General features: G+C 62.6%; 17 protein-coding genes. 10 read left to right on the plus strand and 7 right to left on the minus strand.

Translation table 11 applies throughout. The annotated features are described in order from the left end of the window. Positions 1-12 precede the first annotated feature (12 nt). The gene (ade, locus tag LB571_RS11715; RefSeq protein ID WP_224594594.1) at positions 13-1,830 is read left to right on the plus strand and encodes an adenine deaminase; all 1,818 of its coding nucleotides are present in this window, start codon (positions 13-15) and stop codon (positions 1,828-1,830) included. 24 nt (positions 1,831-1,854) lie between these two features. On the opposite strand, the gene LB571_RS11720 is transcribed toward ade, so the two are convergent. Both LB571_RS11720 and LB571_RS11725 read right to left on the minus strand, forming a co-directional pair. Continuing rightward, positions 1,855-3,015: an alpha/beta hydrolase gene (locus tag LB571_RS11720; RefSeq protein WP_224594595.1), complete on the minus strand. Its 1,161-nt coding sequence runs from the start codon at positions 3,013-3,015 to the stop codon at positions 1,855-1,857. A gap of 143 nt (positions 3,016-3,158) precedes the next feature. Further along, positions 3,159-4,232 carry an alpha/beta hydrolase gene (locus LB571_RS11725; RefSeq protein WP_224594596.1) on the minus strand — a complete coding sequence of 358 codons (1,074 nt, stop codon included), beginning with the start codon at positions 4,230-4,232 and terminating at the stop codon, positions 3,159-3,161. Positions 4,233-4,628: 396 nt separating this feature from the next. Here LB571_RS11725 and ilvA point away from each other — a divergent pair, with 396 nt between their 5' ends. Together ilvA and LB571_RS11735 are read left to right on the plus strand one after the other, a co-directional pair. Beyond that, a complete protein-coding gene (ilvA, locus tag LB571_RS11730; RefSeq protein ID WP_224594597.1) occupies positions 4,629-5,885 on the plus strand; it encodes a threonine ammonia-lyase IlvA in 1,257 nt (418 codons plus the stop codon). Next, positions 5,882-6,436 carry a DUF1697 domain-containing protein gene (locus LB571_RS11735; RefSeq protein ID WP_140616942.1) on the plus strand — a complete coding sequence of 185 codons (555 nt, stop codon included), beginning with the start codon at positions 5,882-5,884 and terminating at the stop codon, positions 6,434-6,436. Before ilvA ends, LB571_RS11735 begins: the two co-directional genes overlap by 4 nt. Positions 6,437-6,483: 47 nt before the next feature. Here the strand turns inward: LB571_RS11735 and LB571_RS11740 are convergent, their stop codons facing one another. Both LB571_RS11740 and gloA read right to left on the minus strand, forming a co-directional pair. Continuing rightward, a complete protein-coding gene (locus LB571_RS11740; protein WP_041163846.1) occupies positions 6,484-6,777 on the minus strand; it encodes a DUF2218 domain-containing protein in 294 nt (97 codons plus the stop codon). A 127-nt stretch (positions 6,778-6,904) separates the two neighbouring features. Beyond that, positions 6,905-7,345 carry a lactoylglutathione lyase gene (gene gloA, locus LB571_RS11745; protein WP_015318065.1) on the minus strand — a complete coding sequence of 147 codons (441 nt, stop codon included), beginning with the start codon at positions 7,343-7,345 and terminating at the stop codon, positions 6,905-6,907. A gap of 217 nt (positions 7,346-7,562) precedes the next feature. Here gloA and LB571_RS11750 point away from each other — a divergent pair, with 217 nt between their 5' ends. The 3 genes from LB571_RS11750 to LB571_RS11760 are packed head-to-tail and all read left to right on the plus strand — an operon-like array spanning position 7,563 to position 9,529. Continuing rightward, positions 7,563-8,156, plus strand: a complete 594-nt coding sequence (locus tag LB571_RS11750; protein ID WP_015318064.1) for a cold-shock protein — start codon at positions 7,563-7,565, stop codon at positions 8,154-8,156. A gap of 23 nt (positions 8,157-8,179) precedes the next feature. Further along, positions 8,180-8,740, plus strand: coding sequence for a DUF192 domain-containing protein (locus LB571_RS11755; RefSeq protein ID WP_140616941.1), 561 nt, complete (start codon positions 8,180-8,182; stop codon positions 8,738-8,740). 21 nt (positions 8,741-8,761) lie between these two features. After that, positions 8,762-9,529 (plus strand): alpha/beta fold hydrolase, encoded by a 768-nt coding sequence (locus tag LB571_RS11760; protein WP_015318062.1) that lies wholly within the window; start codon positions 8,762-8,764, stop codon positions 9,527-9,529. 48 nt (positions 9,530-9,577) lie between these two features. Here the strand turns inward: LB571_RS11760 and LB571_RS11765 are convergent, their stop codons facing one another. Next, a complete protein-coding gene (locus tag LB571_RS11765; RefSeq protein WP_140665543.1) occupies positions 9,578-10,174 on the minus strand; it encodes a hypothetical protein in 597 nt (198 codons plus the stop codon). Between the two features lie 133 nt (positions 10,175-10,307). Here LB571_RS11765 and cysE point away from each other — a divergent pair, with 133 nt between their 5' ends. Both cysE and LB571_RS11775 read left to right on the plus strand, forming a co-directional pair. Further along, the gene (cysE, locus tag LB571_RS11770) at positions 10,308-11,156 is read left to right on the plus strand and encodes a serine O-acetyltransferase (RefSeq protein WP_015318060.1); all 849 of its coding nucleotides are present in this window, start codon (positions 10,308-10,310) and stop codon (positions 11,154-11,156) included. Positions 11,157-11,295: 139 nt separating this feature from the next. Further along, positions 11,296-11,499 carry a DUF3126 family protein gene (locus LB571_RS11775; RefSeq protein ID WP_006200852.1) on the plus strand — a complete coding sequence of 68 codons (204 nt, stop codon included), beginning with the start codon at positions 11,296-11,298 and terminating at the stop codon, positions 11,497-11,499. Positions 11,500-11,551: 52 nt separating this feature from the next. Here the strand turns inward: LB571_RS11775 and LB571_RS11780 are convergent, their stop codons facing one another. Next, positions 11,552-12,283 (minus strand): hypothetical protein, encoded by a 732-nt coding sequence (locus LB571_RS11780; protein WP_224594598.1) that lies wholly within the window; start codon positions 12,281-12,283, stop codon positions 11,552-11,554. A 147-nt stretch (positions 12,284-12,430) separates the two neighbouring features. Between LB571_RS11780 and LB571_RS11785 the strand changes: the two genes are divergently transcribed. Together LB571_RS11785 and LB571_RS11790 are read left to right on the plus strand one after the other, a co-directional pair. Then, complete coding sequence (locus LB571_RS11785; RefSeq protein WP_263484860.1) at positions 12,431-12,757, plus strand: DUF6949 family protein; 327 nt, start codon at positions 12,431-12,433, stop codon at positions 12,755-12,757. A 19-nt stretch (positions 12,758-12,776) separates the two neighbouring features. Then, positions 12,777-13,304, plus strand: a complete 528-nt coding sequence (locus LB571_RS11790) for a gamma carbonic anhydrase family protein (RefSeq protein WP_015318057.1) — start codon at positions 12,777-12,779, stop codon at positions 13,302-13,304. Between the two features lie 36 nt (positions 13,305-13,340). Here LB571_RS11790 and LB571_RS11795 read toward each other — a convergent pair whose 3' ends face one another. Continuing rightward, on the minus strand, positions 13,341-13,904 hold the full coding sequence (locus LB571_RS11795) for an ankyrin repeat domain-containing protein (protein WP_015318056.1): 564 nt from the start codon (positions 13,902-13,904) through the stop codon (positions 13,341-13,343). Positions 13,905-14,060: the final 156 nt, after the last annotated feature.

Raw genomic sequence — 14,060 nt, forward strand, 5'->3', positions numbered from 1 at the left:
CAGGAGTCTTTGATGATCAGGAAGCCGCCCGTCCGCGCGACAAAACCCAAACCGTGGACCGAAATGGCGACCGATCTGGTCGATGTCGCGATGGGCCGCAAACCCGCCGATCTGGTCATCCGCAACGGGCGCTGGGTGAACGTCCATTCGGGCGAGATCATCGCCGGCACCGACATCGCCATATCGGGCGGCCGCTTCGCCTATTGCGGGCCGAATGCCAGCCACACGATCGGGCAGGGCACCAAGGTGGCCGACGCCGGCGGCCGCTACCTCGTGCCCGGCCTTTGTGATGCCCACATGCATGTCGAGAGCAGCATGGTCACAGTCACCGAATTCTGCCGCGCCGTCATCCCGCACGGCACCACCTCGATGTTCATCGATCCGCATGAGATCGCCAATGTGCTGGGCCTGCCAGGCGTGCGGCTGATGCATGACGAGGCGGTGGCGATGCCCATCAACGTGCATGTGCAGATGCCGTCCTGCGTGCCGTCGGCACCGGGGCTGGAGCATGCCGGCGCCGAGCTGACGGTCGCCGATGTCGCGGAAGCAATGACCTGGGAAAACATCATCGGCCTCGGCGAAGTGATGAATTTCCCCGGCGTCGCCGCCAACGATCCCGTCATGTCGGGCGAGATCGCCGCCACGGTTCAGGCTGGCAAGACGGTTGGCGGCCACTATGCCTCGCGTGACCTTGGCTTGCCGTTCCATGGCTACGTCGCCGGCGGCCCAGAGGACGATCACGAAGGCACGCGGGCCGAGGATGCCATCGCGCGCGTGCGCCAGGGCATGAAGGCGATGCTGCGGCTGGGCTCGGCATGGTACGACGTTGCCTCTCAGATCAAGGCGGTGACGGAGAGCGGCATTGATCCGCGCAATTTCATCCTCTGCACCGACGACAGCCACTCCGGCACTCTTGTCCAGGACGGCCACATGGACCGGGTGGTGCGCCACGCCATCCAGCAGGGGCTGAAGCCGGTGACCGCGATCCAGATGGCAACGCTCAACACCGCTCAGCATTTCAAACTGGAACGCGAGATCGGTTCGATCGCGCCGGGGCGGTTGGCCGACCTGCTGGTCGTCTCCGATCTCGCCGCAATGAGCATCGACGAGGTCTATGCGCGCGGCGTCAGGCTGGCCAAGGGCGGCAAGCTGGACATCGATATCCCGGCCTATGATTATCCGAAGACGGCGAAGAACACCGTCAAGTTAGGCAAGAAACTGAAGGCCGGCGATTTCGATATCGCGGCACCCAAGGGCGCCAACGAGGTGCGGGTGCGGGTGATCGGCGTCATCGAGAACCAGGCACCCACGCGGGCCCTGGAGGCCGATCTGCCGGTCGAGGATGGACTGGTCGCGATGGATCGCCGCAACGACGTCTGTCAGATCGCGTTGGTCGAACGGCACAGGGGCACGGGTGGCGTCACCAATGCCTTCGTCTCCGGTTTCGGTTACATGGCCGACTGCGCCATGGCCTCAAGCGTCGCCCATGACGCCCATCACATCATCTGCGTTGGCACCAACAAGCAGGACATGGCGCTGGCCGTGAACCGACTGGGCGAAGTCGGCGGCGGGGTCGTGCTGTTCTCCAGGGGCAAGGAACTGGCGCTGGTCGAAATGCCGATCGCCGGACTGATGTCGGACGAGCGGGCCGAGATCGTCGCCGCCAAGGCCGAGAAACTGACCGAGGCGATGCGCAAGATGGGTTGTTCCCTGAACAACGCCTACATGCAGCACTCGCTGCTGGCGCTGGTGGTCATTCCCGAGCTCAGGATTTCCGACGTCGGCCTGATCGACGTGACGACGTTCCAGAGGGTCGATCTGTTCGTCTGAGACCAGCCGTCCGCTCGTGGCTGCTCAGCCGCCGGTGGCGATGGTCAGCACCTTGAACGGCGTCGTGATGATGACTTCGGCGGCGGAGCCGACGACCTTTCCCAGGCCCTGACCGATATTGGCGAGCTGTGCCGGGCTCTCGTCCGCGGCGAGCCCGGCCGGCGTGCGCAGCCGGTCGCCCAGCAATTGCACCAGGAACGGGTTGTCCGCGAATTTCGCGTGGTTGAGGCCGCCGTCACCGCCTTTCGTTTTGGTCAGATCGACCACCGACACGCCATATGAGGCGAGATCGGCGGCATCGCCATAGTCGCCGACGCGCGGTTTGTCGCCGGAGATGAACGAGGACAATTTGAGCGCCCGGTCGTCGCCCGAAAGCAGCACGGCGAACGGCTTGTTGGGTTTGCCATAACGGATCATCTGCTTCTTGAACACGTCGACATCAATGTCCGGTGAGGCAAGGATGACATAACCCAGTTTGCCGCCGAGATCGCGGTCGCCGGTGATGGCCAGTTGGCGCAGCGCCTCCATCGTCAGCCAGGTTCCCATCGAATGGGCGATGATGTCGATGCTCTTGACGCGCGTCTTGGCGAGCATCCTGAGCGTTGCCTCGAGATCGTCCCGGGCGGCGGTGGAACTGTCCTTGTCGTAGATGTATCCCGTCGTCTTGGCGCTCGACGCCCATGAGAACAGCACCGGAGTGCCCGGATATTTGGTGTCGTGGGCGATCTGCGTCAGCCGGTAGATGCCGTCGTCGAAACCATTGTTGAAGCCATGCACGAAAACCAGCGCCCGGTCGCCGCGCATGGCGATGTCGGCGCCGACCGCCTTGGCGAATTGCGGCGCGCCTTCGTAGAAGGTGACGTCCGTGGCCGCAAAATCCTTGGCCGGATTGCTGTTGGCGGAACCCTTGGTGCGCTCGATGTTGCCGACCTGATGGCTCTTCGGAACCGTGACATCGACCCGCGCGAAACTGGTGGTCAGGGAACGGTCGCCGTCGAAGACCTGTCGCGGGTCCTTCACCGCTTTCTGGCGGGTGGTGGCGACAAATATCTCATGGTTGGCCGCAATATCGGATGCTGGTACGGTGACCGTCGTCTTGTTGAGCAGATCATGCGTATTTCCGGCGCAGCCAGCGACCAGCAGCGCGAACGCGACGACACCGAAACTCTTCAAGCGCAAGGCCACGCGTCGGCTCCCGCATAGGGGGACGTCAAACGCATGACGTCGCTCGATACTCCGATAAGGCCACAGGCGGGCGCGGTCCAGTTCAAAGTGAGCCGATCGTTCGGCGATGCTGAACAGGCACGGCGAAATCCGCTGCGCCGCATCTACTGCCCAAGCAGGCTGATGCGGTCGGTCACGTCCCGGTCGCTGGCGAAACCATCGTCCTCGCGCAGCCGCTGGCCGATCATCTTCACCAGTGCCGGATTGTCGGCGAATTTCGTGTGGTTGAAGCTGTCGCTGCCCTTGACCTTGGAGAGATCGACGACCGTCACGCCATAGGAGGCAAGGTCCGCGGCATCCTTGTAGTCGCCGACGCGTGGGCGCGAGCCGGCGATCAGGCCGGACAATCTCAGCGCGCGATCGTCATCAGACAACAGCAGGATGAACGGCTTGTCGGGCTTGCCATAGCGGCGCATCTGGCTCTTGAACACATCGACGTCGATGTCGGGAGAGGCGAGCACCACATCGCCGAGCTTGCCGCCGAGGTCGCGGTCACCGGTGATGGCGAGCTGGCGCAGTGTCTCCATCGTCACCCAGGTTCCCATCGAATGGGCGACGATGTCGATGCGCCGCGCGCCGCTCTGCGCCAGCATGCGCAACGTCACTTCGAGCTGGTCGCGGGCGGCACTGGCACTTTCCTTGTCATAGACATAGTCGGTGGTCTTGGCTCCCGAGGCCCACGAGAACAGCACCGGCGTTCCCGGATAGCCGGAATCGTGGACGATCTGGGTCAAGCGGTAGACGGCGTCGTCGAAGCCGGTGTTGTAGCCGTGGACGAAGACCATGACGCGGCCGCCGCGTGCCGCTATGTCGGCGCTGAGCGCGCTGGCGAATTTCGGCTGCGTGTCGTAGCCGACGACTTCGGAAGCCATGAAATACTTGGCGGGATCGTTCGATTTGCCGCGCGAGCGCCGCTCGATCTGCCCGGTCTGGTGGAGACCGGGAACGGTGACGTTGACGCGGGCGTAGTTCAGCGTCGCCGAGCGTTCGCCGTCGAAAACCTTGTTTGGATCGTCGGAGGGCTTGCGGGTCGTGGCAATGAAGATCGAGTGGTTGCCCGCGATTTCCGTTACCGGCGCGGACATGACCGCGCTGCCGAGCAGTTCCTCGGTTTTGCGGCCGCCGCAGCCCGCCACCAGCAGCGCAAGCGCAAGAATGCAAATCGTCTTCAAATGCACGTCAAAAATCCACTCGAGCCCAAAAAGGGCCAATCCACCCTCCGCGATATCTCCCCAGCAGGCGAAGTGCGGCGGAAGTAAGTCGTGTCCAGCCAAAATGCGGTCGGCGCCTCGCGACCGCGGGCGCAGTGTTGCGCGAAAGCCAAAGCGGGCGGCAAGGCCGCAACGTCGCACAAGTCAGGCACCTGCAACTGGCCGGATGTCGAACTTCCGCGTCCGTCAATGCGCGGCTCGGCGCGACGAAGAAGCATGAACAAACGCCCCCAAGTGCTTGCTGGCATTTCGGGAAGGCGCCGTTGCAGGCTCGGGCTCCACGGGGCAATGGTCTTGCCGGGCCGGATGTGTAATAGGGTTGTCCTCTAACTCGCCCGCGGGCGATCCCGGGATGATCTTGCCATGACCAGCTTTTCCTCGCGCGTCGCCACCGCCGCCTCCGCGATCCGCCAGATCTTCCCGGAAACGCCGCTGCAGGAAAATGACTATCTGTCGAAAAAGACCGGCGCGCGGGTGCTGCTGAAGCGCGAGGATTTGAGCCCCGTGCGCTCCTACAAGATCCGTGGCGCCTTCAACTTCTTCCGCAAGGCGCTTGACGAAGGCAACCAGGCCGAGCTGTTTGTCTGTGCGTCCGCCGGCAACCACGCGCAGGGCTTCGCCTTCGTCTGCCGCCATTTCGGCAAGAAGGGCGTGGTGTTCATGCCGGTGACGACGCCGCAGCAGAAGATCGACAAGACCAGGCTGTTTGGCGGCGATTTCGTCGAGATCAGGCTGGTCGGCGATTTCTTCGACGACTGCTACCGCGCCGCCTTCGAATTCACCGAAAGATCCGGTGCCCACATGGTGCCGCCCTTCGATCACAAGGATATCATCGAGGGTCAGGCGACGGTCGCCTACGAGATCGCGGACCAGATGCCGGGCGGGCGCATGCCCGACATCGTCATGCTGCCGGTGGGTGGCGGCGGGCTCGCCGCCGGGGTGACGCACTATTTCGCCGATCAGGGCCGCGAGGCGCGTTTCGTCTTCTGCGAGCCGGCCGGCGCGCCGAGCCTGCGCGAGAGCCTCGCCGCGGGAAAACGGCTGAAGCTCGCCAAGGTCGACAACTTCGTCGACGGCGCGGCGGTCGCCGAGATCGGCCGCGAACCTTTGCGCTATCTCAAGGAGTTTGCCGCCGACAGCGTGCGGCTCATCCCGGAAAACCGGCTCTGCGCGACCATGATCGAGATGCTCAACATCGAAGGCGTGGTCCTGGAGCCCGCCGGCGCGCTGGCGATCGACGCGCTGAAGGATTTTTCCAGGAAGGAGATCAGGGGCAAGACCATCGTCGCCGTGGTGTCTGGGGGCAATTTCGATTTCGAGCGGCTGCCGGACGTCAAGGAAAGGGCGCTGCGCTTCGAGGGCCTGAAGAAATACTTCATCATCCGTTTTCCGCAGCGGCCGGGCGCGCTGCGCGACTTCCTCGACATGCTGGGTCCCGACGACGACATCGCCCGCTTCGAATATCTGAAGAAGTCGGCGCGCAATTTCGGCTCGGTGCTGATCGGCATCGAAACCAAGGATCGGCGCAATTTCGATCTCCTCGAGGCAAATTTCGAGGCCGAGGGCGTCCAGTATCAGGACATCACCGAAAACGAGACATTGGCCGGGTTCATCATATGAGCGGAAAGATCTTCATCGCCCTGTTTTCCGGCATCAATGTCGGCGGCAACCGCATCGTCAAGATGGCGGAGTTGCGGGCCTTCTTCGAGGATCTCGGCTTTTCCGATGTCGCCACCTATGTGCAGAGCGGCAATGTCGTGTTCCGGGCCGACAAGGGTGATGCGGCCGCGCTGACCAAACGGATCGAGGCGGCCTTCGAGACAAAATGGGGTTTCCATTCGCGCATCATGGTGCGCGATTTCAAATGGTTCGAAAGGCTGGTGCGCGAAAATCCATATCCGGAAGCGGCCGCCGACCACACAAAGCTCCACGCCTATGCACTGGAGCGTGAGCCGACCGCCGACGAGGTGGCGCGGTTGGCGGAAAAGTGCACTGGTCCCGAGCGTTTCGAGGTCAAGGGCGACGTGCTCTACCTCAGCGCGCCGGACGGGCTCGGCAAATCGGTGTTCGCCAACCTCATTCCGCGCACGTTGAAAGTGCCGGGCACGGCACGCAATTGGCGTTCGGTGCTGGCGCTGCTGGAGATGGCGGGCAAGTCCGGCAGCGATTGATCCATGCGTCTCGCCGGAAATGCGCGGCGGCGACACGCATGAACGAACTATGCCGCCTCGGCGCGTTTCCAGTCGAAGGCCAGTTCTTCGCGGAACGCAAAGCGCTTGATGTGGTCGGCAACGACGCTTTCGAGGCGCTCGATCGAAGCGGGCTCGTCGGTCGATACCGTGATGTGCAGCGCTGCCCCGTCGGCGTCCATGACCGTACGGCCGAGTGAAAGGTCGATGATGCCGTGGTTGGGGTCGAACTCGACGGGAAACTTGTGCGCCCAATGCTTGCACAGCTGTTGCAGATAGCGGCTTGCATGGGCCGTGGCGACATTGGCATGGCTTGTCGGCATGAAGGTTCTCCGAAGCTCAATCTCATACGAGGCGCCGCTCTTCCGGGCAGGCGCCATGGCTGCATAGATAGGCACAACCTCGCCAAACACCATCGAGTGGCCGCCGGCCACTCGAAAAGGTGATCGATTACCAGCTTCCGGTATTCGCCATCGATGCCCACGGCTCGGCCTTGGCCTTCGCTGGGCCTTTTTGCAGAAGCTCGATGGAGATGCCGTCAGGCGACTTGATGAAAGCCATGTTGCCGTCGCGCGGCGGCCGGTTGATGGTGACGCCATTGTCCATCAGATGCTGGCAAGTGGCGTAGATATCGTCGACCTCATAGGCGAGGTGACCGAAATTGCGCCCGCCCTTGTAGTCTTCCGGATCCCAATTGTAGGTGAGTTCGACCAGCGGCGCCTTCTCGTTGATGCCGCTCTGCTCGTCTTCCGAAGCGGCCAGGAAGATCAGCGTGAAGCGGCCCTGCTCGTTTTCATAGCGGCGAACTTCCTTCAGGCCGAGCTTGTTGCAGTAGAAATCGAGTGAGGCATCGACATCGGCGACGCGGACCATGGTGTGCAGATAGCGCATGTGTTTTCCTCGATCTGTTGGGTTGCGGCGCAACATAGGGTCGGCCCGGTCAAAGGGCAATCGTGAGGCGGCAAGCGGTGCCGGCAAAGAACAAATCCGGTATTCCCGCAATGAACCGTGAAAAAAGGCACGTCAGGTCTTGCACACACCGGAAGCCGCGGTGTTAATCTGGTGTCAAGAATCAGTTGCGGTGTTCTTGAATAAAGGGGGCATTCTTATGGGGGAAAAGGCCTCTTTGACGGGGCGGGCCAATACCCTTGGCGACGCTTTGTCTCACGATGAAGGCGGCGATGCCGACCTGGCCGAGATTGCCGGCGCCATCAAATGGTTCGATGTGGCCAAGGGCTATGGCTTTATCCTTCCCGATGACGGTGTTTCGGGCGATATCCTCCTCCATGTGACTTGCCTTCGACGGGACGGCTTCCAGACTGCCCTGGAAGGCGCGCGCGTGGTCTGCCTGGTCAAGCAGGGTGAGCGCGGGCTGCAGGCGTTCCGTGTGCTTTCCATGGATGTCACCACCGCCGTCCATCCCGCGGAAATGCAGGAACAGCGCACCCACGTCTCCGTGACTCCGGAGAGCGGGCTCGAACGCGCTTTGGTCAAATGGTTCAACCGAACCAAGGGGTTTGGTTTTCTGACGCGCGGCGAGGGCACCGAGGACATTTTCGTCCATATGGAAACCTTGCGGCGCTACGGCATCACCGAACTTCGGCCGGGGCAGGTCGTGCTTGTCCGTTTCGGCCGCGGTGACAAAGGCCTTATGGCCGCCGAAATTCACCCCGATATGGGCACCTTGCCGGTCTCGCATTAGGGCGATCCGGCCGAGGATTTCATATGACACACAGGAACGGGCTGACGGCGGGCGTGATGTGCGCTGTGGCTGCCGTCATGGTCGCCGCCGCCGCATTCTTCTATTTCCAGGTACCCAGCGCGGCCGATGGCCGGGCCATGATCCTTCCCGTCGATCCCGCGCCGCTGGTTGTGGCGACGAAAAGCGGAGATCGCTCGTTTTCCATTGAAGTCGCCGACACCGACGCGGAGCGGGAGGCCGGGCTGATGTATCGCCAGGAGATGGCGGACGACCATGGCATGCTGTTCGTTTTTCCGATCCAGCAACAGGTCGGCTTCTGGATGAAGAACACGCCGATGCCGCTTGACCTGATCTTTATTGGTCAGGACGGCAAGATCCGGGCTGTCAAACAGGGCGTACCGCAGTCCGAGGCCGTCATTTCACCTGGCATACCCGTGCGTTTCGTACTTGAACTCAAGGCCGGCACGGCCGCCAGGAACGGCATCGAATATGGCAATCTGTTGAGCCATCCGGCCATCGGCACGGTCTCCGGTCCGAGCTCGCCGCCGGCGGACAAGGGCGATGCGCCAAGTGGCGGCGGCTGAATGCCGATGGTGGTGTAGCCGATGCAGTTTTTCTCTCATGACGGGTTCGATCTAGCCTTCCTCGACCGCCAGCCGGCATCTGGCGAGGGCGATCCGGTGCTCATGATCCACGGCTTTGCATCGAGCCATTATGTCAACTGGGTGTCGCCCGGCTGGTTCAAGACGCTCAACGATGCCGGCTACCGCGCCATTGCCTTCGACAATCGCGGCCACGGCTCGTCATCCAAGAGCTATGAGGAGGCCGACTATACACCGGCGAAAATGGCTTCGGACGCGGCAGCCCTGCTCGGTCATCTCGGCATCGAGCGCGCCCATGTCATGGGTTATTCGATGGGCGCGCGCATCGCGGCCTTCCTGGCACTGTCCGACCCGGACAAGGTGGCGACGCTGGTTTTTGGTGGCCTCGGCATCGGCATGATCGATGGAGTAGGCGATTGGGATCCGATCGCGGCCGCCCTTCTGGCCGAGGATCCGGCCGCGACCACCCATCCGCGCGGTCGCTCTTTTCGCGCCTTCGCCGACCAGACCCGCAGCGACCGCCGGGCGCTTGCCGCCTGCATCGTCACCTCACGGGAACTGCTTGATGAGCAGGATATTGCCCGCATCGCCCAGCCGACGCTGATCGCGGTCGGTACCACCGACGACATTGGCGGATCGCCGGACGAGCTTGCGGCGCTGATGCCGAACGCCAGGGCCTTCCACATCGAGGGCAGGGACCATATGCTGGCCGTCGGGGACAAGACCTTCAAGCAGCGCGTGCTGGAGTTTTACGCCGAAAATCCGCTCTGAGGCTCCGGAGTTTGGGGACGAGCATCTCGGGTCGCGAAATGATCTAAATCAGGTCAAGGCCTGCAGCGACCGCGCCATGTTCCGCCTTGCCTGCGGCTCGAACCGCTGCCGGAACTCCTGCGTGTGAAAAATATGCGGGCGGGCAAGGAAGCTTTTCAGCACCGCGCCGCGGCCGGCACGCCACATCGGCTCTTCCACCCAGCCATATTCGTGGCGAACCGCGCGTTCATAGGCGTCGAATGCATCCGGCGCGGCACCCAGGATCGAAAGATCCATGTCGAGGAACAAGCTGGCGTCGCGCGTCGCCGCAACGTCGTCGAACAGCGGCAACTGGTGCGTGGCGGTGGCGAGTATCATTGCGCTGACGCGGCTCAGGCGCCCGGCATCGATGCGGCCGGCGAGCTTTTGCTCGGCAAGGGCGGCACTTTGCGCTTCGTTGTCCTTGGCCCTGCTGTCATACACGGCGTCATGGAACCAGATCGCCGCTTCGACGGCCTCGGGGTCGTCCAGAAGCGTTCGATAGTCATCGGCCAGCTCCAGCATCGCTTCGATATGGGTGAGGTTGTGATAGTGGCGATCGCCGGCCTTGTAGAGGACCGAAAGCTCGGTTTTCAGGGCATCGTCGATCAAGGGTTCGTTTTCCATGGCTGCTTGAATTCCCGCGAACCAAATCCATTTGACACAGCACTAAGGAAAATTGAGTTCAATCATGCTATGAACTGGCTTATATGTGCGGCCAGATGGCAGGCAGACTAGCAGGACGCAGGACGAGACGTCGATGAACAGCATCAGCATTTCCCGCCAAAGCGCGTTGCAGCCGGTCGATCCGATCTGGCGTTCGATCCGCGACGAAGCGATGGAAGCGGTCAACCGCGACCCCTTGCTGGCCGCGTTCCTCTATTCCACGATCCTTAACCAGGAGAGTCTGGAAGAGGCTGTCATCCATAGGATCGCGGAGCGGCTTGCTCATCAGGATATCGGCTCTGATCTCATCCGCCAGACCTTCAAGTCGATGCTCGCCGACGACAAGGACTGGCCGACCACGGTACGCGTCGACATCCAGGCTTATTATGACCGCGACCCGGCTTGCGACCGGTTCATCATGCCGGTGCTCTATTTCAAGGGCTTTCATGCCATCCAGACCCACCGGCTGGCGCATTGGCTGTGGAACCACGGCCGCAAGGATTTCGCGCTCTACCTGCAGAGCCGCTCGTCCGCGGTCTTCCAGACCGACATCAATCCGGCCGCGCGCATCGGCAAGGGCATCTTCATCGATCACGCCACCGGCCTCGTCGTCGGCGAGACGGCGGTTATCGAGGACGACGTGTCGATCCTGCATGGCGTGACGCTGGGCGGCACCGGCAAGGCCGGCGGCGACCGCCATCCCAAGATCCGCCACGGCGTGCTGATTGGCGCCGGCGCCAAGATTCTCGGTAACATCGAGATCGGCCATTGCTCAAAGATTGCCGCCGGATCGGTGGTGCTGTCGCCTGTGCCGCACAACAAGACGGTAGCCGGCGTGCCGGCCCGCGTGGTTGGCGAGACCGGCTGCGACCAGCCTTCGCGCCAGATGGACCAGCTTCTGCCGTCGCAGAAGATGGACCATGTCATCAGTTTCGATATCTGATTTGCCGGCAGTTGCCCCGCATGATTGCCCGGCAGCGCTGCCGCTTCCGGTGCAATAAGGCCGGCTTGCCTTTACATCGCCATTGTCGACGTGCCAGAAGCGCCGTTCAAACGAGCAAGCCGATGATCGGAGAAGACTGTTGAAGCCGGACGAAATCAGAAAGCTGGACGCCTATTTCAAGCGCGTCTTCCAGAACCCCAAGCTTGAGGTCAAGGCACGGCCGCGCAAGGAAGATTCGGCCGAGGTCTATGTCGGTGACGAATTCCTCGGCATCGTCTTCAAGGACGAGGACGACGGCGACTACAATTTCTCGATGGCGATCCTGGACATCGACCTGGCCTGAGCCCGCAATGCCACGGCAGGCCGCATCGAGCGCGGCCGGCCTCTTCTGCCTGTCAATGTCCGGTCTTTAGGATTCGCCCCGCCTTGGCCGTGATTGCCGCGTCTAGCGTCTGCCAGTCGTCAAGGAATTCCCTTGGGAAGCGATAGGTAAGGCTGAGATCGTCCCCGACATGGATATCCCGCTCGCAGGGCGCCAGCGATTCGCCGGCGCTCGGCCCGCTGAGGCAGCGGGCCACGAAAGGGTCGGTGCCCGCGCGCTTGCCGACGACCAGCACCTCGTTCAGGTAGCCTGATTTCTCATTGAACCCGTAGACCGTCGTGCCGCCGGGGCCTGGTATGCCGGGCTGGATGATGAGCGCGCTGTAGATCGGCCCGAACCGGCCGCTCATGTCGCGCGACATCATCTGCTGCTCGAAGGACAGGAAAATGATGTTCCTGTTGGCTCCGGCGTGATTGAAATCATCGCGCGACGCCTCGCTGTAGCCGTCCATCTGGGGATAGCGCATATAAAGGTCGAGGCGCGTGGCGACGCCGTCGCGCCGGGCCTGCTCGAACCGGATGAAATTGGCCGGCACGGTGATGACGTTGTTGCCGATCACCACTTCGCGCACGGTCGCGTCGTCGGTGTAGCCGGCCATGGCAATGGAACGGCCGAACCATTTGCCGCCGAGGCTGATGGCTATCGACAGCAAGGCCAGAGCCGCGAACGCGTAGAATACCCGCTTCATCAGCATGGAATCGACCACGGTCAGTTCCGGACCGTCGGCGATCGTTGCCTGCTTCATCTCGGTCCTCGTTCCACCGCCAATCGGCCATCCGGGTGTCCGCGGTCCAAGTGTCCCTTGACGGCACACTTCGCACGGCACGGCCCTTGCAGACTTCCTGAAACGACTGTGCGATTTCATGGTAAATGGAGGGTTAATGTGGCCCAGATGGAACTCTTGCTGTTCGCTTTTGTCGTCGGTTTGACGGTTTGCGGTCTGGCGGGCTCGACAATGGAGCTGGTATCGGGTCGCAAGGTCGCCTTCACCGAACCCTATGTATCGCCTGCCCATGTGCTGCGCTCGCTGGCTGTGACCGCGGGCGCCGGGCCGTTCATGCTGGTCAACGATGCGCTTGACGCGAGGCGCGCGAACCGCATCTCGACAGTGGCGCTCCTGTCATGCGGCTGCACCGCTATTGCCTGGTCGCTGGCGCTGGGCATCGTCGTGCTGGCCATTGCTTCCTGGGCTGTCGGTCTCCTAGGGTTTCCAGGCTGAGGCGAATCGGAGACCGACAATGCCGCTTTATGCGATCGATGGAACGGAGCCGAGCTTCGCCGACGCGGACTCGAACTGGATCGCGCCCGATGCGACGCTGATCGGCGACATCAGGATCGGCCGCAATGCCGGCTTCTGGTTCGGCGCCGTCATCAGGGGTGACAACGAGCCCATCGTCATCGGCGCCGACACCAATGTGCAGGAACATACCGTCATGCACACCGATCCCGGCTTTCCGCTGACCGTCGGCGAGGGCTGTACGATCGGCCATCGCGCCATGCTGCATGGCTGCACGATTGGTGACAACAGCCTGATCGGCATGGGCGCCATCGTGCTCAACGGCGCCAGGATCGGCAAGAATTCACTCGTCGGCGCCGGCGCTCTGGTCACCGAAGGCAAGGAATTTCCGGACAATTCGCTGATCGTCGGCTCGCCCGCCAAGGCGATCCGGGTGCTGGACGACGCGGCGGTCGAGCGGCTGCGGGCCTCGGCCGCGCACTACGTCGCCAACGCCAGGCGCTTCAAGCTCGGGTTGAAGAAGGTCTGAGGTCTCGGCCGGCATGCCGTCGGCCACCGGCGCCTATTAATCCCGGCTGCCGGTTGAGCGCTCCGCAAGGGCTGCCCGCAGCAGCGACGCGCCCACCTCGAACCCTGCAATCTCTGCTTCTTCCAGCGCTGTCGTGCAGTGGTCGATGCGAGTCCTCAAAGAGGGATCCGCGCCGGCGGCAAGAAGCAGGCGGATCGCCTCGGCGTCTCGCATGGCCACGGCGTGATGGAGCGGCGTCCAGTCGTTGACACCTCGCATGTCCGCATCGGCGCCGTGATCGATGAGGATGCGGATGATGTCGAGCTTGTCCGCGCGCTCGGTGGACAGCGCCGCGATGATCGATGGAAATCCGGCATGATCGTCGTAGTTTGGGCTCGACCCGGCGTCGAGCAGCGCCACGACGAAGGCAAGCGGGCTCCAGTAGATCGCGTATTCGAGCGGATGGCCAAGGCCGAGCTCAAACGGCATGCGCTCGTCAAACCAGCGGGGCGAACGACCCAGGGCGGTGCCGAGGGCCACGAAGTCGCCAGCCTTGAAGGCATCGTCGATCGCCCTGAACAGACGATGGCGTTCGCATCGATCTTCCGGAATTTCCTGCATCGGCTGCGGTCCAGAAGGCGGAGTTGCCGACTGATAATATCTCGATCTTCCGCCTGTGGAAATTTATACCACAATGTACTGATGTCTTCCCAGAAATGGCGGAGCCGGCCCGGGGACGGGGCCGGCTCCTTTGACCCGGTCGTTGGGGACGGGGAG

The sequence above is a fragment of the Mesorhizobium sp. BR1-1-4 genome (assembly GCF_020165375.1).
GTDB classification, from domain to species: domain Bacteria; phylum Pseudomonadota; class Alphaproteobacteria; order Rhizobiales; family Rhizobiaceae; genus Mesorhizobium; species Mesorhizobium australicum.

Coding starts and splice junctions, on each gene's coding strand:
- LB571_RS11750 (WP_015318064.1), top strand. CDS start 7,563: ATGGGGGAAAAGGCCTCTTTGACGGGGCGGGCCAATACCCTTGGCGAC.
- LB571_RS11740 (WP_041163846.1), bottom strand. CDS start 6,777: ATGCCGACAAGCCATGCCAATGTCGCCACGGCCCATGCAAGCCGCTAT.
- LB571_RS11765 (WP_140665543.1), bottom strand. CDS start 10,174: ATGGAAAACGAACCCTTGATCGACGATGCCCTGAAAACCGAGCTTTCG.
- LB571_RS11780 (WP_224594598.1), bottom strand. CDS start 12,283: ATGAAGCAGGCAACGATCGCCGACGGTCCGGAACTGACCGTGGTCGAT.
- cysE (WP_015318060.1), top strand. CDS start 10,308: ATGAACAGCATCAGCATTTCCCGCCAAAGCGCGTTGCAGCCGGTCGAT.
- LB571_RS11755 (WP_140616941.1), top strand. CDS start 8,180: ATGACACACAGGAACGGGCTGACGGCGGGCGTGATGTGCGCTGTGGCT.
- LB571_RS11785 (WP_263484860.1), top strand. CDS start 12,431: ATGGAACTCTTGCTGTTCGCTTTTGTCGTCGGTTTGACGGTTTGCGGT.
- gloA (WP_015318065.1), bottom strand. CDS start 7,345: ATGCGCTATCTGCACACCATGGTCCGCGTCGCCGATGTCGATGCCTCA.
- LB571_RS11760 (WP_015318062.1), top strand. CDS start 8,762: ATGCAGTTTTTCTCTCATGACGGGTTCGATCTAGCCTTCCTCGACCGC.
- LB571_RS11735 (WP_140616942.1), top strand. CDS start 5,882: ATGAGCGGAAAGATCTTCATCGCCCTGTTTTCCGGCATCAATGTCGGC.
- LB571_RS11790 (WP_015318057.1), top strand. CDS start 12,777: ATGCCGCTTTATGCGATCGATGGAACGGAGCCGAGCTTCGCCGACGCG.
- LB571_RS11795 (WP_015318056.1), bottom strand. CDS start 13,904: ATGCAGGAAATTCCGGAAGATCGATGCGAACGCCATCGTCTGTTCAGG.
- ade (WP_224594594.1), top strand. CDS start 13: ATGATCAGGAAGCCGCCCGTCCGCGCGACAAAACCCAAACCGTGGACC.
- ilvA (WP_224594597.1), top strand. CDS start 4,629: ATGACCAGCTTTTCCTCGCGCGTCGCCACCGCCGCCTCCGCGATCCGC.